The organism is Lonsdalea populi, assembly GCF_015999465.1.
Taxonomy (GTDB): domain Bacteria; phylum Pseudomonadota; class Gammaproteobacteria; order Enterobacterales; family Enterobacteriaceae; genus Lonsdalea; species Lonsdalea populi.
Genome location: NZ_CP065534.1, coordinates 520,064 through 544,146, shown reverse-complemented (window position 1 = coordinate 544,146; position 24,083 = coordinate 520,064). Strand labels below are relative to the sequence as shown.

Below are 24,083 nucleotides of genomic sequence, written 5' to 3'. Positions count from 1 at the left end.
CGCCACGGCGTCGACGTTAGCCAGAAGACCGGCCCGCAGGCCGGCCCCGGCGATTACATCACCAGACGACGAATATCAGACATCACATTGTTGATGAAGCTGATGAAACGCGCGCCGTCCGCACCGTCGATAACACGGTGGTCGAATGACAGAGACAGTGGCAGCATCAGGCGCGGCGTGAACTCTTTGCCGTTCCAGACCGGCTTGGTCGCCGATTTGGAGACGCCAAGGATAGCCACTTCCGGCGCGTTGACGATCGGCGTAAACGCCGTGGTGCCAAGACCGCCCAAGCTGGAAATGGTAAAGCATCCGCCCTGCATGTCGGAAGCCGTCAGCTTGCCTGCGCGGGCTTTTTTGGAGATCTCCATCAGCTCGCGAGACAGTTCGACGATGCCTTTTTTGTTCACATCGCGGAACACCGGCACGACCAGACCGTTCGGGGTATCAACCGCAACACCGACGTTGACGTATTTTTTCAGCGTCAGGCGCTGACCGTCTTCGGACAGCGAGCTGTTGAAACGCGGGAACTCTTCCAGCGCTTTCGCGACGGCTTTCATGATGAACACGACGGGCGTGATCTTCACGTCCAGTTTCTTCTTCTCGGCTTCCACGTTCTGCTGTTTGCGGAACGCTTCGACTTCGGTGATATCCGCTTCGTCGAACTGCGTCACGTGCGGGATCATCACCCAGTTGCGATGCAGGTTGGCGCCGGAGATCTTCTGAATACGGCCCAGTTCCACCTCTTCGACTTCGCCAAACTTGCTGAAATCGACCTTCGGCCAAGGCAGCAGACCCGGCAGAGAACCGCCCGCCGCCGGAGCGGATTCAGCGCGTTTCACCGCGTCTTTCACGTAAGCCTGTACGTCCTCGCGCAGGATACGGCCTTTACGACCTGTCCCTTTCACCTTCGCCAGATTGACGCCGAACTCGCGCGCCAGACGACGGATGACCGGGGTCGCGTGCACGTAAGCGTCGTTCTCAGCGAACTCGCCCTTCGCGCTGGAGCTGGCCGCAGCCGGAGCAGCGGCAGGTGCGGCTTTAGCTGGAGCTGGCGCGGCACTCGCTTCGGTTTTCGCTGCCGCAGCCGGGGCTGCGCCTTCGACCTCAAACACCATGATCAGGGAGCCGGTTTTCACCTTGTCGCCCGTGGCGATTTTGATCTCTTTGACCGTGCCTGCGAACGGCGCCGGAACTTCCATAGAAGCCTTGTCGCCTTCCACGGTGATCAGAGACTGTTCTGCCGTGACTTTGTCGCCTACGCTGACCATCACTTCGGTGACTTCGACTTCGTCGCCGCCGATGTCCGGGACGTTGACGTCTTTTGCGGCAGAACCCGTGCTGGCGGCGGCCGGAGCAGCGGCCGGCTGGCTAGCCTGTGCGGCTGGCGCAGCGCCTGCCACTTCAAACACCATGATCAGAGAGCCAGTTTTCACCTTGTCGCCCGTGGCGATCTTAATTTCTTTGACCGTGCCTGCGAACGGCGCCGGAACTTCCATAGAGGCTTTGTCGCCTTCCACGGTGATCAGAGACTGTTCCGCTTCAACGCTGTCGCCGACTTTTACCATCACTTCGGTCACTTCGACTTCATCGCCGCCGATGTCAGGCACTTCGACCTCTTTCACTGCGCTAGCCGCAGCCGGAGCGGCCTGAGCCGCTTCCGGCTGCGCTGCTGCCGGCGCCGGCGCTTCCGCCGCGCTGTCTGCCGAATCAAAGACCATGATCAGAGAACCGGTGGAGACTTTGTCGCCGACGGCAATCTTGATTTCTTTCACCACGCCCGCCTGAGGGGAAGGCACTTCCATGGAGGCCTTATCGCCTTCCACCGTAATCAGCGACTGCTCTGCTTCAACAGTGTCGCCGACTTTCACCATTACTTCGGTGACTTCAACTTCGTCCGAACCGATATCCGGAACATTGATTTCGATAGCCATGTAATCTTGCCCTCTTATGCCAGACGCGGGTTAACTTTCTCAGGGTCGATGTTGAATTTCTTAATGGCTTCAGCCACTTCAGAAGCTTCAACTTCGCCGCGTTTAGCCAGCTCGCCCAATGCGGCGACAACCACGTAAGACGCATCCACTTCGAAGTGGTGACGCAGGTTCTCACGGCTGTCAGAGCGACCGAAGCCGTCCGTCCCCAGAACGCGATAGTCGCTGGCCGGGATGTAAGTACGTACCTGCTCGGCGAACAGCTTCATGTAGTCGGTAGAAGCGACGGCTGGCGCTTCGCTCATCACCTGAGCGATGTACGGTACGCGCGGCGTTTCGGCCGGGTGCAGCATGTTCCAACGTTCGCAGTCCTGACCGTCGCGAGCCAGTTCGGTGAAGGAAGTCACGCTGTAGACGTCGGAACCGATGCCGTAGTCCTTGGACAGGATCACCGCAGCTTCGCGGACATGGCGCAGGATGGAGCCGGAGCCCAGCAGCTGTACCTTGCCTTTGCTGCCTTCTACCGTTTCCAGCTTGTAAATACCTTTGCGGATGCCGTCTTCGGCGCCCTGCGGCATAGCCGGCATGTGGTAGTTTTCGTTCAGCGTCGTAATGTAATAATAAACGTTCTCTTGCGCTTCGCCGTACATACGGTGCAGACCGTCATGCATGATGACAGCAACTTCGTAGGCGAAAGCCGGATCGTAGGAAATACAGTTAGGGATAGTCAGAGACTGAATGTGGCTGTGGCCATCTTCATGCTGCAAACCTTCGCCGTTCAGCGTAGTACGACCGGAGGTCCCTCCAATCAGGAAGCCGCGCGCCTGCTGGTCGCCAGCTGCCCAGCACAGGTCGCCGATACGCTGGAACCCGAACATGGAGTAGTAAATGTAGAACGGAATCATCGGCAGGTCGTTGGTGCTGTAGGACGTTGCCGCCGCCAGCCAGGACGCGCCGGCGCCCAGTTCGTTGATCCCTTCCTGCAGAATCTGACCTTTCTCGTCTTCTTTGTAGTACGCCACCTGCTCACGGTCCTGCGGGGTGTACTGCTGGCCGTTCGGGCTGTAGATACCGATCTGACGGAACAGACCTTCCATACCGAAGGTACGCGCTTCATCCGCGATGATCGGCACCAGACGATCTTTGATCGACTTATTCTTCAGCATCACGTTCAGGGCACGCACGAAAGCGATGGTGGTGGAGATCTCTTTGTTCTGCTCTTCCAGCAGCGGACCAAAGTCTTCCAGCGTCGGCAGATCCAAAGAACCGCTGAAGTTAGGCTGACGGGACGGCACGTAGCCTTCCAGCGCCTGACGACGTTCGTGCAGGTATTTGTACTCTTCAGAATCTTTGTCGAAGGTCAGCAGAGGCAGTTTTTCCAGCTCTTCGTCCTTGACCGGCACGTTGAAACGATCGCGGAAGTAGCGAACGCCTTCCATGTTGATCTTCTTGACCTGGTGAGCGATGTTCTTGCCTTCGGCCGCATCACCCATACCGTAACCCTTGATGGTATGCGCCAGAATAACGATCGGTTTGCCCTTGGTGTCCTGCGCTTTTTTCAGTGCGGCATAGACTTTCTTCGGATCGTGGCCGCCGCGGTTCAGCGCCCAGATTTCATCGTCGGTCCAGTCTTTGACCAGCTCTGCGGTTTCCGGATATTTACCGAAGAAGTGCTCACGCACGTAGGCGCCGTTTTTCGATTTGAAGGTCTGGTAGTCGCCATCCACGGTTTCGTTCATCAGCTGAATCAGCTTACCGCTGGTGTCTTTACGCAGCAGCTCATCCCAGCGACCGCCCCAGATGACCTTGATCACTTCCCAGCCAGCGCCGCCGAACACGCCTTCCAGCTCGTTGATGATCTTGCCGTTACCGGTAACCGGTCCGTCCAGACGCTGCAGGTTGCAGTTGATGACGAAGACTAGGTTATCCAGTTTTTCACGGGTGGCGATGGTGATGGCACCTTTAGATTCCGGCTCATCCATCTCACCGTCGCCCAGGAAGGCGTAGACAGTCTGTTTAGAGGTGTCTTTCAGACCACGGTGTTCCAGGTATTTGAGGAATTTGGCCTGGTAGATGGCGCCGATAGGCCCCAGCCCCATGGAAACGGTCGGAAACTGCCAGAATTCAGGCATCAGTTTCGGGTGCGGATAGGAAGACAGGCCGTGACCGTGTACTTCCTGACGGAAGTTATTCATCTGCTCTTCGGTCAGACGACCTTCGACAAATGCGCGAGCGTAGACGCCGGGGGAGATATGTCCCTGGAAGTAAACCAAATCGCCGCCATCCTGCGCGTTGCGTGCGCGGAAGAAGTGGTTGAAGCACACTTCGTAGAAGGTGGCGGAGGACTGATAGGACGCCATGTGGCCGCCCAGCTCCAAATCTTTCTTAGAAGCGCGCAGTACGGTCATGACCGCATTCCAACGTATCGTTGAACGAATACGGCGCTCCAGATCAAGGTTGCCCGGATAGGCAGGTTCGTCTTCAACGGCGATGCTGTTGATGTAACTGCTGCTTGCGCTGCCGGCAGCCGTTTTTACGCCGCCTTTACGTGCTTCACTCAGAACCTGATCAATCAGGAACTGCGCGCGCTCAACACCTTCTTCACGGATAACCGATTCGATCGCCTGCAGCCAGTCACGCGTTTCGATCGGATCCACGTCACTGTTCAAACGTTCTGACATGGTCTGTTCCTTATCTGTTTCTAATTCAGTTGAATTGTCTGGAGCCTGTCTTAATACACTCTGCGCCCATAGGGTTAAAAGCGCAGGAAGACAGGCTCATCGTCTCGTATTTCGCAAACGGCACCTCAATGAAAGCACCTAGTCCTTGCGTTGCTGGAGCCGACGCAATGAGCGCTCTCGCCGGCTGTGTTCCCGGTTCAGTTCCAGCAATATTTCCTCTATAAACGCCAGATGACGGTGTGAAGCTTCGCGCGCCTGCTCCGGCTCACGAGCGACTATCGCCTCAAAAATCCTGGCGCGATGACTACTCACCTTGGCCAGCACTTCGCGACTTAGGTAGAGCAATTCGAAATTCTGTCTTACGTTCTGTTCCAGCACAGGTCCCATGCATCGCAACAGATGCAGCAGGACCACGTTATGCGTCGCTTCCGTCACCGCGACCTGATAGTGCATAACGGCTTCTGATTCCGCGGCCAGATCGCCGGAATCACGCGCTTGTTCGATCAAAAGATGACATTCCCGAATGCGTTGCAAATCGGACTCAGTACCGCGCAACGCCGCGTAATAAGCGGCAATGCCTTCCAATGCGTGACGTGTTTCAAGAAGATCGAACTGTGATTCAGGATGATTGCTAAGCAGCTCGGCCAGCGGGTCGCTGACGCTATGCCACAAATTAGTCTGGACAAACGTGCCGCCGCCCTGACGGCGCAGCAACAGTCCTTTGCCTTCAAGTCGTTGAATGGCCTCTCTGAGAGAAGGACGTGATACCTCAAACTGTTTGGCGAGCTCACGTTCCGGAGGAAGTTTTTCACCAGGCCGCAAAGTCCCTTCCAGGATCAGAAACTCCAGTTGCTGTTCAATAACATCTGATAGTTTGGGCTGACGGATCTTGCTGTATGCCATGGCGAAATTGTCTCGGCGAATAGCGCGGAGTTAATTGGTAATACCAATTCAAAAAACGTGGCGTCAAAGTAACAAAGTATTCACCTTCTGTCTATATCATTACTATGACAATTGCCTATCGCTATAGTTTTTAACAACAAGATCTAAATAATAAGAAATTTAGCTAATAGATTTTTGGTATTACCAATATTTACCGTTCTACGCTGTAACTTTTCATGAACAGAACCCTAGCAGCTGACACGATTAAATCCTCCAAAACAGAATAAAAACCGCATTTATTGCATAACAATTTACGAAAAAAATAACATTGAACTATTCGCCTTCAAATTAAATGTTAAGCACTGCATGACAATGACAAGATAGAACCAACGGAAAATATCGGAAAGATAACGAGGAGTTTTCGATCCTGCTTTGAACCACACAACGAATAAATCAGTGCAATTATCGACGCCTATCACTATTCTCTGACCAACGGTAGTGGGAAGGTTATTTTCGCCTCTTCCTCGCCGTAAACTTAAAATAACACCAATGTAAAGCTGCCAGTGTTCTAGCTGGTGCTCTCAAGACTTTCATTTAGATAGGCAGAAGGTAAAGCTATGCAAAATCAACAAGACGGAACGCTAAAGCGTGGATTAAAAAACCGTCATATACAGTTGATTGCCCTCGGCGGTGCAGTGGGAACGGGACTGTTTCTCGGTATCGCACAGACAATCAAGATGGCGGGACCTTCGGTTCTCCTGGGCTACGCTATTGGCGGTATTATCGCGTTTTTCATCATGCGGCAGTTGGGAGAGATGTCGGTTGAGGAACCTGTCGCAGGATCTTTCAGCCACTTCGCCTATAAATATTGGGGTAACTTTGCCGGGTTCGCCTCAGGGTGGAACTATTGGGTGCTGTACGTTCTCGTGGCAATGGCCGAGCTCAGCGCCGTCGGCATCTACGTTCAGTATTGGTGGCCAGGTATTCCAACCTGGGTTTCCGCCGCCGTCTTTTTCATGGTCATCAACGCCATCAACCTCGCTAACGTGAAGATTTACGGAGAAATGGAGTTCTGGTTCGCCCTGATTAAGGTGGCCGCCATCATCGGCATGATCGCTTTTGGCGGCTGGCTGTTACTCAGCGGACAGGGTGGCCCCGAAGCCACGGTAACCAACCTGTGGAATCAAGGGGGGTTCTTCCCAAACGGGATCATGGGCCTGGTCATGGCGATGGCGGTTATCATGTTCTCCTTCGGCGGTCTGGAGCTAGTCGGCATCACCGCCGCTGAAGCGGATGATCCTGAAAAAAGCATTCCTCGCGCCACTAATCAGGTGATCTACCGCATCCTGATTTTCTATATCGGCTCTCTGACGATTCTGCTGTCACTGTACCCGTGGGGCAAAGTAGTCGAAGGCGGCAGTCCCTTCGTCATGATTTTCCATGAGCTGAACAGCGACGTGGTCGCGACGATCCTGAACATCGTGGTACTGACGGCCGCGCTTTCGGTCTATAACAGCTGCGTGTATTGCAACAGCCGCATGCTGTATGGCCTGTCTAAACAAGGTAATGGTCCCAAAGCGCTGAGCACGGTGGATGCGCGCGGCGTACCTGTCATCGCTATTGCTATTTCAGCGTTGGCGACAGCCTTCTGCGTACTGATCAACTATCTCATTCCCGGCAAAGCGTTGGAATTGCTGATGGCGCTGGTCGTCTCGGCTCTGGTCATCAACTGGGCCATGATCAGCTTGGCGCACATTAAATTTCGCCAGCATAAAGATCGTGAAGGCATAGAAACCAAATTCAAGGCGCTGCTTTACCCCTTCGGCAACTACCTGTGCTTACTGTTCATGGCAGGAATTCTGGTGATTATGGCCCTGACGCCGGGCATTCGTATTTCCGTCATCCTGATCCCATTCTGGTTAGCGGTGCTGGGATGCGGTTACTGGCTGAAGCAACGTAAGCAGGCTAAATAACGCTTTCGTGACTTTGATGCCGCCCAGCCCAAAGGGCGGCATCAATCAAGAGCTGTAGCGACAGAGAACAACAGTCGCTCTTTCTCCATTTCCTCTTACTCCCTTTCGGTTTTCCACTTTGTCAACCGCCAGCTATTTTGGTCCCAAGGCGCTTTAGGCTTTAGGCTTTAGGCTTTAGGCTTTAGGCTTTAGGCTTTAGGCTTTAGGCTGCAAGTCATATCAGCGCGCCGTAGATAGTCAATAGCGCCACCACCACGACAATTACCAGCGTCACCTTTTTCGCTAATTTCACGGCCGCGGCCGGCGTTGCCAAAGGATCAATGTGGGGCTCCCGCGCCAAAGAAAATTGAGCCAACCGGGTCAGCACCCAATACTGGGTACTGTGAAAATCCAGTAAGGCGGAGAACCAGGCGGGCAGCGCTTTTTCGCCGTGCCCCAGCAACGCATAAGCCGCCCCAGCCAACCGCACGGGGATCCAGTCCAGCCAATGCAATAATGTGTCAACACCAGAATTAGCTCGTTCCAACGGCGTGTGGTAACGAGCAAGCATTGTTTGATGCGCCCTCAGGCAGGCATAACCGACCAGTGCAATGGGTCCATAAGGTCCGGCGACCACAAACCAGAACAGCGGAGCCAGGTAATAGCGGAAATTAATCCACAACAAAGCGTTCTGTAGCTCCTTAAGCCTTTCCGATTCGCTGGCACCCACCGGTAAGCCATGAATCAGCGCCAACTCAGCAGACATCTGGCGTTCCGCATCCGCTTCACCGCGTTGAGCCGCCTGCAAATAACAGTGATAGTGCAGCCTCATTTCGCCCGCCCCTACGCAGAGCAGACCAATAATGACCCAAAGAATCAGCATCGGCAGGCCGAACAGCCAGCCGCTGACAACCCACATCAGCAGCGAGGTCATTGCCATACTCGCCAGCGACAAAAGCAGGGTTTGTATCAAAGACGGTGAAGACAGATGCCTCAGCCTTACCGCGAAATGGTGATCCAACTGCCAGCGCTCACCCTGTTTAAACAGACGTTCCCATCCCAAAACCAGCAACAACGTAAACAGCGTCATTAATTCGGACTCCCTTTGTAGCTCGCTATTCCTGCGCTAAATGTCGATATCGGTCCCAGTCGAAAGCAGGACCGGGATCGGTTTTACGACCCGGAGCAATATCGTTGTGACCGCAAATTCGGTTTGGCGTAATCGGGTAAGCCAGGCATAACAGCTGAGTGATCGACGCCAACTGACGGTATTGTTCATCAGTGAAAGGGAGCGTGTCGGTTCCTTCGAGTTCAATGCCGATAGAGAAATCATTACAGCGTTCGCGATCCTCAAATCTGGAGACGCCCGCATGCCAGGCTCGACGATCGAAGGACACATATTGCACGATGCTGCCATCGCGACGAATCAGGCAATGCGCCGAGACTCTCAGGTGACCGATCTCGGCGAAAAAAGGGTGACCCGACGCCTGTAGCCTTCCGGTAAACAATTGATCAATATAGGGACCGCCAAATTCTCCTGGCGGCAGGCTGATATTGTGGATGACCAGCAACGAGGGAACGTCGCCCTCGGGCCGTTCATCGCAATGTGGGGATGGGACCCGAGCCACATCGGTTAGCCATCCATCTATCAATTCCATTCACCAGCTCCCGTTAACCTGTTGTTTTGTGCGAATGCCTATGCGTCTCAAGCTGCTTGCACAGACCAAAGCGTAGCATGTTTACCCTACTCATCATTCACTCGCTATGCGGCTTAAAATGTGAGTGAAACATTTCTCTGCGTTCAACGCTTATCGCTAGCATACCGCTTAGCGCCACCTTCTCGCTGCGACAAATCCAGAAATCGGAAACCGTCAGGCAAAAAAATGGACGCTGGCTGCAACCAATCAAACAGTTTGCGAGGCTGATTCCAAACGGGTTTATCGCCTGTCGCCGACATTCATGACATCCCTTATGCTGCCACCATCCGCCACATCAAGGATTGAAATCATGTTACAGCAAGGATTTACGCTGATTGAGCTGATGGTAGTGATCGTCATCATTGCCGTACTAAGCGCCCTGGGGATTCCGGCCTATCAAGGATACCTGCAAAAAGCGGCCATGACCGACATGCTGCAAACGGCAGCCTCCTACAAAATGGCCGTCGATCTCTGTGGACTGAGCAACGCCGATCTGGCCCTTTGCAATGCGGGCAATCAAGGCATTCCCGCGGGAACAACCACACGTTATATCAGTCAGGTTACCGTTTCTCGAGGCGCCATCACTTTGACAGGCCAATCCTCATTGCAGGGACTCAGTGTGGTTATCACGCCGACGTTGGAGCCTCAGACAGGATCGTTGAGCTGGACCAAAAACTGCCAGGCGGAAGCCGGCGCCGACATGCTCAAGCAGGCCTGTCTTGACGTTTTCCGTCTGGATGATGCCTCTAGTGCCGCAGGGTGATCTCATGACGCCACAAATACTTAGCGATGAACTCAGCGTATTGTGCCAGCGATATCACGCTTTACTACTGGCCATAGATGAACAGTCCATCACCGTTGCTGTCGGCGGTACTCCTTCCGCCGAAATGCTGACGGCGTTGAAATTCGCCAGCAATCGTCGGGTAGTGATCGAAAAATGGCCTGCGGCCAGACTGGAGAAACAGCTTGTCCCGCCGCAAAGCGCTATGGAGAAAACCTCAACCTATCAGCCCACATCTGAGGTCGAAGTACAGGAGGATATTCCGGTGGTCAGATTCATTAACCAGACGCTGAATTCAGCGATTCAAAGACGGGCCTCGGATATCCACTTCGAGCCGATGACGATGCACTGTCGGATACGGCTGCGCATTGACGGGGTGTTGCAGGAAGTACCTTCAGCACCTGATGAACTGACGCCCCGACTTATCGCTCGGCTTAAGATCATGGGAAAGCTGGATATCGCTGAACGGCGTCTACCTCAGGACGGCCAATTCACCCTGCAGCTCGACCAGGAACGTTATTCATTACGTATCGCCACGCTTCCAATACACACAGGCGAGAAGGTCGTACTGCGGGTGTTACAAACACAACAACAGGCGCTAACGCTGGACACCCTTGGACTTTCCACACGCGCATTACGGCTATTCAAACAGGTTCTGCGCCTGCCTCAAGGCATGATTCTGGTGACCGGCCCGACGGGGAGCGGTAAAACGTTTACGTTGTACAGCGCCGTACGTTGGCTCAATAGTACCAGCCGTAATATTTGCAGCGTGGAAGATCCGGTGGAAATCCCGTTGGAAGGGATCAATCAAACCGCCGTCAACGCCAAAAGTCGCTTGGACTTCAGCCGAGTGCTGAGAGCTCTACTGCGTCAAGATCCTGACGTCATCATGATAGGAGAGATTCGCGATTCTGAAACGGCGGATATTGCCGTCAAAGCAGCGCAAACCGGTCACTTGGTTCTATCCACGCTGCACACCAACTCCGCCAGCGAAACCATCACACGGCTGAGGCATCTTGGCGTTCCCGGCTATCTGCTCGCCTCGGCGCTTAAACTCATCATTGCTCAGCGTTTGGTTCGCAAGCTGTGTCCTCACTGTCGAGAGCCGGTGCCTTCTAAACCCGTATTGCCCCACTCGTCCTGGTCAGGTCCCCTGCGGCAATGGCGCCCACAGGGCTGCAACCACTGTTTTTCCGGCTATTACGGCCGAGTCGCGATTTACGACCTGCTCGCCTTTTCCCCTGAACTACAGCAAACGCTGTCGGATGACGGGAAAATCTCCTGCGAAAATCCGCATGACCAGAATTTCCACCTTAATTCGCTATTTAACGCCGGTCTGACGTTGGTCAACGAAGGCATCACATCCCTAGATGAAGTGTTTCGGGTTGTGGGAGACGGTATGGAGGAGGAAGACTGAGATGGCGATGCAAAAACTTTATGACTGGCAGGCTCTGAGTGGGAACGGCGAGCTTTGTTGCGGCGAACTTATTGCTACCCAACGCCAACAGGTGTACGACCATCTGCTTGAACTGGGTTATCAACCTCTTAACCTGAAGGTCCGGCAATACCTGACCCGCTATGCCTGGCGCAGTACGCAATTGACCGCCGTCATTCACCAGCTCGGTTCGCTATTGCAGGCCGGGCTTCCACTGCTGGAATCACTAAACCTCATGGCGCGGCAGCATGATAAACCAGCGTGGCGATGCGTCTTACACTCCGTCGGCCGACAGGTAGCACAGGGGATGACGCTTGCGGAGGCGCTTCGACACCATCCTCATATATTTCCGCCTATGTATTGCTCGCTGATTGCCGCCGGCGAACTGACCGGCAAGCTGGGTGACTGCTGCCAGCGCCTCGCCGCCTATCAGGAGGCTCGCCACCAGTTAGCGCATAAAGTCGCCAAAGCGCTACGCTATCCCCTCTTCGTTTCCGCCGCCGTGCTAATGGTGAGCACACTGATGATTACCTTAGTCCTGCCTGAGTTTGGCCGACTTTACGCCTCGTTTAACGCCCCGCTTCCCGTGCTCACGCAGACCTTGCTGACGTTTTCGGAACAGTGCGTGCTTAACGGGGCTGAATTCGTGGCATCAAGCATCGTGCTCGCGGCAGCCTACGGCTGGCTGCGCAAAGCTTATCCGTATTGGCGGCACAGAGAACAACGCCTATGGCTCAGAGCGCCGGGTATTGCCACACTTATTCGCGGACGTTGTCTCAGCCAGATTTTCCATACGCTGGCGATGACTCATGGTGCTGGCCTGCCGCTCCCGGCCGGGCTAAGCGCCGCCGCGACGCTCGGACACCCACTCTATCAGTTGGCATTGAAAGAGATACAGAGCCTCATCGAGCGCGGTATACCGCTCAGTCAGGCGGTAGAACGCTCACCGCTGTTTCCTGCGCCCTGTCCACAGTTGATTAGAGTCGGAGAAGAAACCGGCGCATTAGCGCAGCTGTTCACGCAATTAGCCGACTGGCATGAAAAAAGTACGCAGCAGTTTGCGGAAAAGCTGCCCCATACGCTGGAGCCGTTACTGATGGGCACGGTGGGATTGATTGTCGGTACGCTGGTGATAGCCATGTATCTGCCCATTTTCCAACTGGGCCACGTACTGACGGGAGCGTGATCCCGTCAGTTGAGTAAGCGTAGAGCTATACGTTGAAGATACGGTTTTCCTGCTCGGCGACGCGGATAAACGTTGTGCGTTTGGTCAGTTCTTTTAGGCGTGAAGCACCGACGTAAGTGCAGGCGGATCGCAGGCCGCCGAGAATATCGCGAATGGTGTATTCCACCGGACCTCGCAGCGGAAGCTTGACGGTTTTACCTTCCGCAGCCCGATAACCGGCTACGCCGCCAACATGGCGCTCCATCGCAGATGCCGAACTCATGCCGTAAAACAGCATCATTTTCTGGCCGTTTTCTTCTGCGATAGTTCCTTCACACTCATCGTGTGCCGCTAGCATCCCACCCAGCATCACAAAATCAGCGCCACCACCGAAGGCTTTGGCGACGTCGCCCGGTACTGAGCAGCCGCCATCGCTGACAATCTGTCCGCCCAGTCCATGCGCTGCATCGGCACATTCGATCACCGCCGACAGCTGTGGATAGCCTACGCCCGTTTTAAGCCGGGTGGTGCAAACGGAACCAGGACCAATACCGACCTTGATGATGTCTGCACCAGAAAGAATCAGCTCCTCAACCATTTCGCCGGTAACCACATTCCCCGCGCAAATAACCTTATCCGGGCAAGCTTCACGCGCTTTCTGCACAAAGGCGACAAAATGTTCGGAATAGCCGTTGGCGACGTCGATGCAGATAAATTTCAGCGCAGGCGACAAGGCCAGAATCTGCTTTAGCTTGGTAAAATCGTCGCTTGACGTCCCCGTAGAGACCAAAACATGGCGCAATACTTCTTCCGACGACTGCGCGACAAACTGCTGCCACTGCTCAACGGAGTAATGCTTATGAACGGCAGTCAACACGCCGAACGCAGATAATGCCTGAGCCATGCGAAAAGTGCCGACCGTATCCATGTTGGCCGCAATCACCGGCACGCCTGACCAACGGCAGGCCGCATGCATAAAGGTAAAATCGCGCGCTAATTCAACTTCCGATCGACTCTTCAGGGTGGAGCGTTTGGGACGAATGAGAACGTCTTTAAAGCCTAACTTTAAATCTTCTTCAATACGCATGAGGAGGTGTCCTGATAAGTGACGAAGACCATCGGGGGAGACAGTCGGTATGCTTTAGAACCCTATCCAGTAGCCTAATCATACGCGCGAATAATCCTGCGGCAAGACTGCGAATTTACGTTTATTTAGGCTAGAATCCCGTAAATTTACCCGGTAATTTTGCAGATCGATACCATGGCATACATCGTAGCGCTCACAGGCGGTATCGGCAGCGGCAAAAGCACCGTCGCTGAAGGTTTCGCCCAGCAAGGCATCACCATCATCGATGCCGACATCATCGCCCGTCAGGTCGTTGAACCTGGAACGCCAGCGTTGTTCGCTATCGCAAAACGCTTCGGCCCCGAGATACTTAACGCCGACGATACGCTCAACCGCTCCGCCCTACGGGCAAAGATTTTTTCCAGTGAACGTGAGAAAGAGTGGCTCAACCAACTGCTGCATCCGTTGATCCACGCGGAAACACGGCGCCAGTTGCTCACCGCCCCCGGTCCTTACGTGATGTGGGTGATCCCCCTGCTGATTGAAAACAGTCTGCAATCGCAGGCGCAGCGTATTCTGGTCGTGGACGTCACCCCGGAAATTCAGTTACAGCGCACGTTGGCAAGGGATGGAGTTTCTCTCCAGCAAGCGCAAAAAATTCTGTCTGCACAAGCCACGCGAGAACAGCGTCTGGCTTATGCCGACGACATCATCGACAATAGCCACAGCCAGAGCGACCTTGCCCCACAAATTGCCATGCTGCATCAGCGCTATCTCGAGCTGGCGGCATTCGCAGAAGACAGGATGACAAAATAATGAGTGATGCTTCCTTAACCCTATTATTTGAATATCCGCTGAATGAGAAAACGCGGACCTGGCTACGTCTAGAGTTTCTGCTCAAACAGATGCATGACAACCAGACACTGGAGCACATCGGTGATGCGCTGAGCTTTTTCCGCGCCGTCACCGACCTGTTGGATATACTGGAACGCGGAGACGTGCGTCCCGACTTGATGAAAGAACTGGAACGCCAGCAGCAAAAGTTAGCGCAATGGGAAGACGTCCCTGGCGTCGACCAGTCACGGATTGATGCCTTTCGTCAGCAGTTACGCCATCAGGCCAGTCAACTGATGATTGCCCCGCGTATGGGCCAGAGCCTGCGTGAAGATCGCCTTATTGGCATGGTGCGCCAACGGCTGAGCATTCCTGGGGGATGCTGTAACTTCGACTTGCCGACGCTGCATACCTGGTTGCATCAACCTGCGGCGTACCGAAACCGGCAGGTCAGCGCCTGGCTCGACAGTGTCGCGCCGTTTGAACAAACGCTGGGGATGATCCTGGATCTCATTCGCAATTCGGCGATCTTCCGTCCACAAATCAGCCTGAAAGGCTTCTATCAGGACAATGCCGCCGATGCCGATCTGCTGCGCATACTGATCGCGCAGGAGCATCAGCTCTACCTACAAATTTCTGGCCACAAGAGCCGTTATGCGATTCGCTTTATGCCGCTGGACAGCGAGCATGGACAAGTGCCCGACCGCCTGACGTTCGAACTGGCTTGCTGTTAGGAGTTAACAAGATGAGCAACGATATCACCACCGTAAAATGTCCGACCTGCGCCAAACCTGTAGTGTGGGGAGAACAAAGTCCTTACCGCCCCTTCTGCAGCAAACGCTGCCAGCTGATCGATCTCGGGGAATGGGCCGAAGAAGAAAAACGCATTCCCAGTAATGAGGCGATGACTGACAGCGAAAACTGGAGCGAAACAAAGTATTAACCGGTGGTGTTACGCCGACTGTTTTAGCCAGCGGATCATCTCGGCGTTCGCTGGCGGAAATTCCTCTTCTTTGAGTTCATCGACGGTCAGCCAACGCGACGGCTGACCTTCCCGTCCGTAGGGCTCCCCCTGCCAATGCTCCACCAGAAAAAAATGCAGCGTGATAAGCCGATCGCCCGCGGAGAATGTTTTATCCGTCAGCGCCTGAGGATCGCGCGCTTCAATTCCCGTTTCCTCACGCAATTCACGAATCAACGCCTGCTCTGGCGTCTCTCCCGCTTCAACTTTCCCCCCCGGGAACTCCCATTTACCGGCCATGTGCGAGCCAGCCTGGCGACAAGCGATAAAAAACTGTCGCTGGGCGTTACGAATGATGCCTACCGCGACTGACAAAGGTTTTTGCGTCATAAGCCTTTTCCCCACGTAAAAGGCGGTCAATGACCGCCTTTATCTTTATCGATAATGTTATTCAGCCTAATGAAGACTAATTCTGGATACGTCCGTGGCACTGTTTGTATTTCTTGCCCGAACCGCAAGGGCAAGGATCGTTACGGCCGATTTTGCGCTCAGATGAACCACCCACGACCGGAGCGGCAGCCACTTCACTTTGGTGGCTCAGCTGCTGCTGGCTCGCCAGACGTTCGGCTTCCTCGCGACGCTGCTGTTCCAGCGCTTCGATCTCTTCCGGCATACGAACCTGAACTTTGCTCAGCGTGCTGATGACTTCATATTTCAGCGCTTCCAGCATCGCGGCGAACATGGAGAACGACTCACGCTTGTACTCCTGCTTCGGATCTTTCTGCGCATAGCCGCGCAGATGGATGCCCTGACGCAGATAGTCCATCGCCGCCAGATGCTCTTTCCACAGAGAGTCCAGCGTCTGCAGCATGACGCCTTTTTCGAAGTTGCGCATGACATCAACGCCCACGACCTCTTCTTTACGGGCGTAAACTTCCATCGCCTGCTCGTGGATACGTTCACGCAGCGTTTCTTCGTGCAGCTGAGGCTCTTTTTCCAGCCACTCTGCAATCGGCATTTCCAGATCGAAATCGTTTTTCAGACGCTGTTCCAGACCGTCGATATCCCACATTTCTTCCAGAGACTGCGGCGGAATATGGTTATCGATCGTCGCTTTAAACACATCGTCACGAATACTGTTGATTGTTTCGCTGATATCAACGGAGTTCAGCAGTTCATTACGTTGCGTGTAGATAGCACGGCGCTGGTCGTTCGCGACATCATCATATTCCAGCAGCTGCTTACGAATATCGAAGTTACGGTTTTCCACCTTACGCTGTGCATTGGCAATCGCCTTGGTCACCCAAGGATGTTCGATGGCTTCGCCTTCCTTCATCCCCAGCTTACGCATCATATTGGACACGCGGTCAGAGGCGAAGATACGCATCAGAGCATCTTCCATTGAAAGGTAGAAGCGGGAAGAACCGGCATCCCCCTGACGACCGGAACGGCCACGCAGCTGGTTGTCGATACGACGCGATTCATGACGCTCGGTGCCGATGATATGCAAACCGCCCGAAGCCAGCACTGCGTCGTGACGCAGCTGCCAATCTGCTTTGATAGCGGCGATTTGCTCGTCTGTCGGGGCTTCAAGCTGGGCGATTTCGGTCTGCCAGCTGCCGCCCAGCACGATATCGGTACCACGACCTGCCATGTTAGTCGCGATGGTCACCGCGCCCGGACGACCAGCCTGTGCGACGATATCCGCTTCCATGGCATGGAACTTGGCGTTAAGAACGTTGTGTTTGACTCCAGCGCGAGTCAACGCGTCAGAGACGACTTCCGATTTCTCAATCGAGATCGTCCCCACCAGCACCGGCTGGCCATTCGCCGTGCGCTCCCTAATATCTTCGATGATAGCGTCGATCTTTTCCCGCTCGGTCATGTACACCAAATCGGGCAAATCTTTACGGATCATCGGACGGTTCGTCGGTACGACAATGGTATCCAGTTTATAGATAGAGCTGAATTCGAAGGCTTCGGTATCCGCAGTCCCGGTCATCCCCGCCAGTTTTTCGTACAAACGGAAGTAATTCTGGAAGGTGATGGAGGCCAGCGTCTGATTTTCGTTGTTGATTGTAACGTGCTCTTTCGCCTCAACAGCCTGATGCAGGCCGTCAGACCAGCGACGTCCCTGCATGGTACGGCCGGTATGCTCATCGACAATGATGACTTCACCGTCTTTAACGATGTAGTCGACGTCGCGCGTGAACAGAACATGCGCTCGCAGGCCTGCGGTAACGTGATGCATCAGCATAATGTTGGAAGGCGAGTACAGAGATTCGCCTTCATCCATAATGCCTTCTTTCACCAGCAGCTCTTCGATTTTCACCAGACCGCGTTCGGTCAGGTTGACCTGACGGGATTTCTCATCCACGGAGAAGTGGCCTTCGCCCTGGAACGTGTCAGAATCTTCTTTTTCCTGACGGATCAGCAACGGGATGATTTTATTGACGCGAATGTACATCTCGGAGCTGTCTTCTGCAGGTCCAGAAATGATCAGCGGGGTACGCGCTTCATCGATCAGAATGGAGTCGACTTCATCCACCAAGGCGTAGAACAGCGGGCGCTGAACGCGCTCTTCCGGACTGAACGCCATGTTATCGCGCAGGTAGTCGAAACCGTATTCGTTGTTGGTACCGTAGGTGATATCGGCCGCATAGGCTTCGCGTTTTGCTGGCGCAGGCATGCCTGGCAGGTTGATACCCACCGTTAGACCGAGAAACTCGAACAACGGCCGATTGTTCTCGGCATCACGCTGCGCCAGGTAGTCGTTCACTGTCACAACATGCACGCCGCGACCGGTTAGGCCATTCAGATAGGCCGGCAGCGTCGCCGTCAGCGTTTTACCTTCACCGGTACGCATTTCGGCGATGCAGCGCTCATTCAGAACCATACCCCCCAACATCTGGACATCGAAGTGGCGCATACCGAAAACACGCTTACTCGCTTCACGCACGACGGCAAAGGCTTCCGGCAACAGCGCTTCCAGCGTTTCCCCTTGCTTGATACGCTCGCGGAACTCCTGCGTCTTGGCCTTCAGCTCGTCATCAGACAGCTTTTCCATAGCCGGTTCGAGCTTGGCAATCACATCTACAGTTTTACGCATACGGCGTAAGGTACGGTCATTACGGCTACCGAAAACTTTGGTTAACAGTTTCACTAACATAATAATTTTAATCTCTACAATGCCACCGTATCTACCGTGGCATAACATCAGAAAACCAGGTTAACTCACCCGGCTATTGCGCGTGTTAACAGAAAAAAAGATTAGTTAAGCGGTCCGGCGCGTATCCCCAGCGTTTGGGCGAGCCAGATGCCTGAATGATGAAAAAGCGTGGATACTACGGAGAAGTAGGTGGTTACATCCTGCGCGGGCACTCTATTTTCCTGGGTCAGCAGCGCGTGGAGTGTTGCGATCAGGATTTGATGCTGTGCGGGCGAGGCGACGACCGCTTCAGACACCGTAGAAGGCTGTGGTGCAGTGAGTGCGAACGACAGGTGCCGGATGACGGTGCGAATGGCATGCTGATGCCAATAATCAATGCCGACGGATGAACGTCGATGAGCATCTTTCAATGCCACCAGATCGGTCAGGCTAAAGGCAGAAACATTGTGGCGACTGATAGCCGAAGTCGACAGCGACGGTGCATTTTGGGATTCGCACAGACTGACGGGCAGACCGAAACCAGCCGCGACCATCCCCAGCAGGAGATGCGGCCAAAAATAACGTCTGCCAAATTGTCGCCAACGATTTAGAATACCAATCACAAGTTTACTGTCCGTCGGAGCCTGCGTTATGCGTGATAGTCGTCCACAATCACTAGAATCTTTTTTTGATAGCGCATCGGAAACCGGAGGCGCGCTGCGGGATATTCAGCAGCGCGCAGCCGCGCTGGTAAAGCTTAATCGCGCTGTTTGCGCACTATTGCCGGCACAAATGCACCCTTGGTGCCGCGTGGCGAATTATCGACGCAGCCTGCTGGTGCTGGAAACCGCGAATGCCAGTTGGATGATGCGGCTACGTTATGAACAGCCCGCATTACTCTCCGCATTGCGCGCTCAAATACTACCATCATTAGCCGCGATCGACATCCGGATTAATCCTTCGCTGGCAGCTAAAGCGCATCAAAATAATAAGCCGTCGGGAACCACCGCCGGCCTTGACGCTAAGGACACGCCGAAGCAACGTTCGCTAAGTCCGCAGAGTGCAGAAATTTTGAATGGATTAGCGGAAAACAGCCCGGAAAGGTTACAGCGGATATTAAAAAGACTGGCTTCACTGGCCGGAGAGAAAACCAGTGATAACCAGTCATAAAAATGACAAGTTGTTGCTCTGACTTGTCAGGCGAGTACCGTGGAAGGCGCTTTAAACGCCAGCGGCATTTCCGCCTCATCTTCAAAGGTCACGTATTCCCACGCTTCCTGTTTCGCCAGCACAGCCTGCAGCAATTTGTTGTTCAGCGCATGGCCCGACTTGAATGCCGTGAAGGCACCAATGATGTTATGGCCGCACATAAACAGGTCTCCGATGGCATCCAGCATTTTGTGACGAACGAATTCATCCTCAAAACGCAGGCCGTCATCATTCAGCACGCGGTAGTCGTCAACGACGATTGCGCAGTCAAAGCTGCCGCCCAGGCACAGGCCACGGGACTGGAGATATTCAATATCTCGCATGAAGCCGAAGGTCCGCGCACGGCTGATTTGACGGACGAAAGCGTCTGCGGAGAACTCTAGCTTGTAGCGCTGTGCGCCAGAGTCGATCGCCGGGTGGTTGAAGTCGATGGTGAAGTCCAGATTGAAACCATTATAAGGCTTCAGTTCCGCCCACTTGTCGCCATCTTCTACGCGCACGCTGTCTCTGATCCGAACGAACTTCTTAGCACAGTTCAGCTCTTCAATGCCGGCGTCGAGCAACAGGTAAACGAACGGACTGGCGCTACCGTCCATAATGGGGATTTCGGGAGAATCGACTTCGATCATCACGTTGTCGATGCCCAATCCTGCCAGCGCGGCGTTCAAATGTTCCACGGTCGAAATTCGCACGTCATGCTCATTGACCAGGCAAGTACAGAGCATGGTATCACGCACGGATTTGGCATCAGCCGGAAAATCAACCGGTGGATTCAAGTCAGTGCGACGATAGATGACCCCGGTATTTGCCGGTGCAGGACGCATGGTCAGGGTGACTTTTTTGCCGGTATGCAAACCGACCCCTGTCGCCTGTACGATACGTTTTAATGTACGTTGTTTGATCATCGTATTATCTCGCATTTAATCCGAACCAACGGCCTTAGTCTATACCAAGGCCGGCGGCACAGTTTAGCACAAAGAGCGGAGATTCCAACCAAGCGGCCGGTTAATCGGCCTGCTTGCGCAGGAACGCCGGGATATCCAGGTAATCCGGCTCTTTATTAGGCTGCGTGTTCTGGTCGTTGACGACCTTGGCGGCAGCCGGTTTTTCCTGCGGCAGAGGCGACATGCCATGCTGCTGGTAACGGTGGTCCATTACCGGCTGGCTGATCTGCTTGTTGGTCACCAGCGTAATTTCCGGACGTTTGTCCATGCCGATGCCTGTCGCCACCACGGTGACGCGCAGTTCATCGTTCATTTCCGGGTCCAGAGACGTACCGATAACCACGGTCGCGTTGTCGGACGCGAAAGCACGAATCGTGTTACCGACCGTTTCGAACTCATCCAGACGCAGGTCGAAGCCCGCCGTGATGTTGACTAGAACGCCACGGGCACCGGACAGGTCGATATCTTCCAGCAGCGGGCTGGAGATCGCCATTTCGGCCGCTTCTTCCGCACGGTCTTCGCCACGCGCCACGCCGGAGCCCATCATGGCATAGCCCATTTCGGACATCACGGTGCGAACGTCCGCGAAGTCGACGTTCATCAACCCAGGACGGGTAATCAGTTCAGCGATACCCTGAACCGCGCCTTTCAGCACGTCGTTGGCTGCGCCGAACGCGTCCAGCAGAGAGATACCGCGCCCCAGGACTTTCAGCAGTTTGTCGTTCGGGATGGTAATCAGGGAATCCACGTGCTTAGACAGCTCCGCGATGCCTTGTTCCGCAAACGCCATGCGTTTTTTGCCTTCGAAGTTAAACGGTTTGGTCACGACGGCAACGGTAAGAATGCCGAGATCTTTAGCTACTTCGGCCACGACCGGGGCAGCGCCCGTACCTGTACCACCGCCCATACCGGCTGCGATAAATACCATATCGGCGCCTTCGAGAGACGCGCGCAACGCTTCGCGGTCTTCTTCAGCAGAGTTACGGCCGACTTCCGGGTTAGCCCCAGCGCCGAGACCTTTGGTGATACCGCTACCGATCTGGATAGTCTGCCCCACCGCGGTTTTGCGCAGTGCTTGTGCATCCGTATTGACCGCAAAGAACTCCACGCCTTCAATGCGTTCACGCACCATATGCTCGACCGCGTTACCGCCGCCGCCACCGACGCCGATGACTTTAATCACCGCGTCGTTGGTTAATTCCATAGGTTCAAACATAGTTTCTCTCCGTCTTGTGCCTGTGTTACTTCGAGATCAAAAAAGCTGTGCCAGGATCTCTTTTGATAACCGTTAAAATTCTTTTCTCAGCCAGCTGTTCAGGCGTTTAAACCAATGGCTCACTGAGGCGCGTTTTTCAACTTCATGCTCACCGTTCAGGTGAGATTCTTTACCGTAGTGCAGCAACCCTACTGCCGTAGAGTAGTAAGGCTCCTGCGCATAATCCGTCAGGCCTGTGATGTTCAGCGGTTGCCCGATACGAACCTGAGTATGGAACACTCGCTGGGCGCATGCGGCCAGGCCGTCAATTTGTGCGGCTCCTCCCGTCAGCACAATACCGGCCGCCAGGTGATGCTTGACGCCCTGCTGACGCAACTGCTCCTGTAACTGCAATAGCTCGTCGTTCACCAGATTCAGCAGCTCGGTGTAACGCGGCTCAATGACCTCAGCCAACGTCTGACGCTGCAGACTGCGCGGCGGACGACCGCCCACGCTGGGAACTTCAACCGCTTCGTCTTTGCTCACGATAGAGCCCAGCGCGCAGCCGTAACGAACTTTGATCGCCTCGGCGTCCGTAGGCGGCGTGCCGAAAGCGTAAGCGATATCGCTGGTGACCACGTTACCGGCGTATGGGATCACCTTGGTGTGGCGCAGCGCGCCACCGGTGTAGACCGCCATATCCATGGTGCCGCCGCCGATATCGACGACACAGACGCCCAGTTCGCGTTCGTCTTCCGTCAGTACTGCATAGCTGGATGCCAGTCCGGCGAAAATCAGTTGGTCGACCTTCAGACCGCAGCGTTCAACCGCTTTGACGATGTTCTTCGCCATATCGTTGTGGCAGGTGATCAAATGTACTTTCGCCTGCATGCGCACGCCGGACAGCCCTACCGGATTCTTGATACCTTCCTGATAGTCAATCGCATACTCCTGCGGAATGACGTGCAGGATGCGATGCTCATCGCGAACGCGAACGGATTTCGCCGTGTGAACAACGCTTTCCACGTCGTCCAGCGTCACTTCTTCTTCGGAGATCGGCACCATACCGATCTCGTTCTGGCAGCTGATATGTTTGCCGGACAGCGCCAGATAAACCGATGAAATCTGGCAGTCCGCCATCAGTTCGGCCTGGTCGATGGCGCGCTGTACGCATTTCACCACCGACTCCAGGTCGTTCACTCCGCCTTTATCCATACCCCGTGACGGGCAGCTACCCACACCGATAATATTGATCATGCCATCGGGCAGAACTTCCCCTACCAGCGCAGCCACTTTTGCTGTACCGATTTCCAGCCCAACTACCAGTTTTCTGTCCGTCGACTTGATCATTGCTGTTTAGCCTGTGCCTGATTCTGTTGCTGATTACCGTTTTGGTGACGATCAATGTCTTCTTGCCGATCGATAAACGCCGGCCCCCAACCTATCGCCGCGCCTGAGTCGTAACGCAGATCCACATAATTGATCCGCTTGTTTCCTTCCTTCGCCTGCTGTTGAAGAAGCGGATATAACTCAATAAATCGCGCCAGACGGCGAGCCTGATCGTCGCGTCCCAACTGCAGGCCGATATCGTCTTCCAGACCGACCTGCCAGGAATGGCGCGCGGTCATCGCAACCATTTTCAGCTGAAACTTGCCGGCGCTCAGTATCTGGTTAATGTTTCGATACCCTTCCAGCACGTCGGCTTCGCTGCCTTCCGGCCCGTACAGCATCGGCATCTTCTTATTACCGATACGTTCCGCCGGTACGCTGAACGCGTTTCCATCGCTGTCTACCATCAACTGGTCATTCCAACGTGCGAAGGGCACGTATTCAACCAGATGAATCTTTAATTCGTCCGGCCACTGCTTGCGCACGCTGGCCTGTTTAATCCACGGCAGTCGTTCAATCTGCTGCTGGATAATGTTGACGTCCTGCGTCATAAACGTCCCCGGAGCCCCGAGCGACAGTATCGCCTGGCGAATATCGTCATTAGTGGTGTAGGTTCTTTCCCCCGTCACCACCAGCCGAGACAGCGGCAGTCGGCTGGCGTCTTTCATCCACCCCACCACCATCCAACTGCCCCAAGCAATGGTGCCCACCACCATCAGCAGGAAAATCATGCCCGCCAGTTGGCCGCCGTTGCTGCGATGCGCGCCGTTCGATTCGGGCTCGCGTCCGCGTGTGTTAAGCGCCGCTTGCGACATA

General features: G+C 54.5%; 21 protein-coding genes. 8 read left to right on the top strand and 13 right to left on the bottom strand.

Annotation, left to right across the window (positions count from 1 at the left end; all coding sequences use genetic code 11):
• Nucleotides 1-53: 53 nt before the first annotated feature.
• The 3 genes from aceF to pdhR all read right to left on the bottom strand — a co-directional run bounded on the left by aceF (nucleotide 54) and on the right by pdhR (nucleotide 5,512).
• The gene (gene aceF / locus I6N93_RS02550) at nucleotides 54-1,931 is read right to left on the bottom strand and encodes a pyruvate dehydrogenase complex dihydrolipoyllysine-residue acetyltransferase (protein WP_123225443.1); all 1,878 of its coding nucleotides are present in this window, start codon (nucleotides 1,929-1,931) and stop codon (nucleotides 54-56) included.
• Nucleotides 1,932-1,945: 14 nt separating this feature from the next.
• Nucleotides 1,946-4,609, bottom strand: coding sequence for a pyruvate dehydrogenase (acetyl-transferring), homodimeric type (gene aceE / locus I6N93_RS02545; protein ID WP_085689234.1), 2,664 nt, complete (start codon nucleotides 4,607-4,609; stop codon nucleotides 1,946-1,948).
• Between the two features lie 138 nt (nucleotides 4,610-4,747).
• Entirely contained in the window at nucleotides 4,748-5,512 is a 765-nt protein-coding gene (gene pdhR / locus I6N93_RS02540; RefSeq protein WP_085689237.1) for a pyruvate dehydrogenase complex transcriptional repressor PdhR, read from the bottom strand.
• A gap of 596 nt (nucleotides 5,513-6,108) precedes the next feature.
• Here pdhR and I6N93_RS02535 point away from each other — a divergent pair.
• Nucleotides 6,109-7,464: an amino acid permease gene (locus I6N93_RS02535; protein ID WP_085689240.1), complete on the top strand. Its 1,356-nt coding sequence runs from the start codon at nucleotides 6,109-6,111 to the stop codon at nucleotides 7,462-7,464.
• A 214-nt stretch (nucleotides 7,465-7,678) separates the two neighbouring features.
• On the opposite strand, the gene ampE is transcribed toward I6N93_RS02535, so the two are convergent.
• Nucleotides 7,679-8,533, bottom strand: a complete 855-nt coding sequence (gene ampE, locus I6N93_RS02530; RefSeq protein WP_085689243.1) for a beta-lactamase regulator AmpE — start codon at nucleotides 8,531-8,533, stop codon at nucleotides 7,679-7,681.
• Between the two features lie 25 nt (nucleotides 8,534-8,558).
• Nucleotides 8,559-9,101, bottom strand: coding sequence for a 1,6-anhydro-N-acetylmuramyl-L-alanine amidase AmpD (ampD, locus tag I6N93_RS02525; RefSeq protein ID WP_085689246.1), 543 nt, complete (start codon nucleotides 9,099-9,101; stop codon nucleotides 8,559-8,561).
• A 349-nt stretch (nucleotides 9,102-9,450) separates the two neighbouring features.
• Here ampD and ppdD point away from each other — a divergent pair, with 349 nt between their 5' ends.
• The 3 genes from ppdD to hofC are packed head-to-tail and all read left to right on the top strand — an operon-like array spanning nucleotide 9,451 to nucleotide 12,542.
• Nucleotides 9,451-9,903 (top strand): prepilin peptidase-dependent pilin, encoded by a 453-nt coding sequence (ppdD, locus tag I6N93_RS02520; RefSeq protein WP_085689249.1) that lies wholly within the window; start codon nucleotides 9,451-9,453, stop codon nucleotides 9,901-9,903.
• Nucleotides 9,904-9,907: 4 nt separating this feature from the next.
• Nucleotides 9,908-11,338 carry a type II secretion system protein GspE gene (gene gspE / locus I6N93_RS02515; RefSeq protein WP_085689297.1) on the top strand — a complete coding sequence of 477 codons (1,431 nt, stop codon included), beginning with the start codon at nucleotides 9,908-9,910 and terminating at the stop codon, nucleotides 11,336-11,338.
• A 1-nt stretch (nucleotide 11,339) separates the two neighbouring features.
• Nucleotides 11,340-12,542, top strand: a complete 1,203-nt coding sequence (hofC, locus tag I6N93_RS02510; RefSeq protein ID WP_085689252.1) for a protein transport protein HofC — start codon at nucleotides 11,340-11,342, stop codon at nucleotides 12,540-12,542.
• Nucleotides 12,543-12,567: 25 nt separating this feature from the next.
• Here the strand turns inward: hofC and I6N93_RS02505 are convergent, their stop codons facing one another.
• Nucleotides 12,568-13,608: a GMP reductase gene (locus tag I6N93_RS02505; RefSeq protein ID WP_085689255.1), complete on the bottom strand. Its 1,041-nt coding sequence runs from the start codon at nucleotides 13,606-13,608 to the stop codon at nucleotides 12,568-12,570.
• 174 nt (nucleotides 13,609-13,782) lie between these two features.
• Between I6N93_RS02505 and coaE the strand changes: the two genes are divergently transcribed.
• From coaE to yacG, 3 genes are read left to right on the top strand one after another with little or no spacing between them, the layout of a single operon-like run.
• A complete protein-coding gene (gene coaE / locus I6N93_RS02500) occupies nucleotides 13,783-14,403 on the top strand; it encodes a dephospho-CoA kinase (RefSeq protein WP_085689258.1) in 621 nt (206 codons plus the stop codon).
• Entirely contained in the window at nucleotides 14,403-15,155 is a 753-nt protein-coding gene (gene zapD / locus I6N93_RS02495) for a cell division protein ZapD (RefSeq protein WP_085689261.1), read from the top strand. The genes coaE and zapD overlap by 1 nt, the downstream gene beginning before the upstream one ends.
• A gap of 11 nt (nucleotides 15,156-15,166) precedes the next feature.
• Nucleotides 15,167-15,364 carry a DNA gyrase inhibitor YacG gene (gene yacG, locus I6N93_RS02490; protein WP_085689263.1) on the top strand — a complete coding sequence of 66 codons (198 nt, stop codon included), beginning with the start codon at nucleotides 15,167-15,169 and terminating at the stop codon, nucleotides 15,362-15,364.
• A 9-nt stretch (nucleotides 15,365-15,373) separates the two neighbouring features.
• On the opposite strand, the gene mutT is transcribed toward yacG, so the two are convergent.
• The 3 genes from mutT to secM all read right to left on the bottom strand — a co-directional run bounded on the left by mutT (nucleotide 15,374) and on the right by secM (nucleotide 19,153).
• Nucleotides 15,374-15,772 (bottom strand): 8-oxo-dGTP diphosphatase MutT, encoded by a 399-nt coding sequence (gene mutT, locus I6N93_RS02485; protein ID WP_085689266.1) that lies wholly within the window; start codon nucleotides 15,770-15,772, stop codon nucleotides 15,374-15,376.
• Nucleotides 15,773-15,848: 76 nt separating this feature from the next.
• Nucleotides 15,849-18,551, bottom strand: a complete 2,703-nt coding sequence (gene secA, locus I6N93_RS02480; RefSeq protein WP_085689268.1) for a preprotein translocase subunit SecA — start codon at nucleotides 18,549-18,551, stop codon at nucleotides 15,849-15,851.
• A gap of 101 nt (nucleotides 18,552-18,652) precedes the next feature.
• Nucleotides 18,653-19,153 (bottom strand): secA translation cis-regulator SecM, encoded by a 501-nt coding sequence (gene secM, locus I6N93_RS02475; protein ID WP_085689271.1) that lies wholly within the window; start codon nucleotides 19,151-19,153, stop codon nucleotides 18,653-18,655.
• 28 nt (nucleotides 19,154-19,181) lie between these two features.
• Here secM and I6N93_RS02470 point away from each other — a divergent pair, with 28 nt between their 5' ends.
• Nucleotides 19,182-19,700: a DUF721 domain-containing protein gene (locus I6N93_RS02470; RefSeq protein WP_085689274.1), complete on the top strand. Its 519-nt coding sequence runs from the start codon at nucleotides 19,182-19,184 to the stop codon at nucleotides 19,698-19,700.
• 26 nt (nucleotides 19,701-19,726) lie between these two features.
• Here I6N93_RS02470 and lpxC read toward each other — a convergent pair whose 3' ends face one another.
• The 4 genes from lpxC to ftsQ all read right to left on the bottom strand — a co-directional run bounded on the left by lpxC (nucleotide 19,727) and on the right by ftsQ (nucleotide 24,082).
• Nucleotides 19,727-20,644, bottom strand: coding sequence for a UDP-3-O-acyl-N-acetylglucosamine deacetylase (gene lpxC, locus I6N93_RS02465; RefSeq protein ID WP_085689277.1), 918 nt, complete (start codon nucleotides 20,642-20,644; stop codon nucleotides 19,727-19,729).
• 100 nt (nucleotides 20,645-20,744) lie between these two features.
• Nucleotides 20,745-21,899 carry a cell division protein FtsZ gene (gene ftsZ, locus I6N93_RS02460; protein ID WP_085689280.1) on the bottom strand — a complete coding sequence of 385 codons (1,155 nt, stop codon included), beginning with the start codon at nucleotides 21,897-21,899 and terminating at the stop codon, nucleotides 20,745-20,747.
• A gap of 72 nt (nucleotides 21,900-21,971) precedes the next feature.
• A complete protein-coding gene (gene ftsA / locus I6N93_RS02455) occupies nucleotides 21,972-23,228 on the bottom strand; it encodes a cell division protein FtsA (RefSeq protein ID WP_085689283.1) in 1,257 nt (418 codons plus the stop codon).
• Nucleotides 23,225-24,082 (bottom strand): cell division protein FtsQ, encoded by an 858-nt coding sequence (ftsQ, locus tag I6N93_RS02450; protein WP_085689285.1) that lies wholly within the window; start codon nucleotides 24,080-24,082, stop codon nucleotides 23,225-23,227. The genes ftsA and ftsQ overlap by 4 nt, the downstream gene beginning before the upstream one ends.
• Between the last annotated feature and the right edge of the window lies 1 nt (nucleotide 24,083).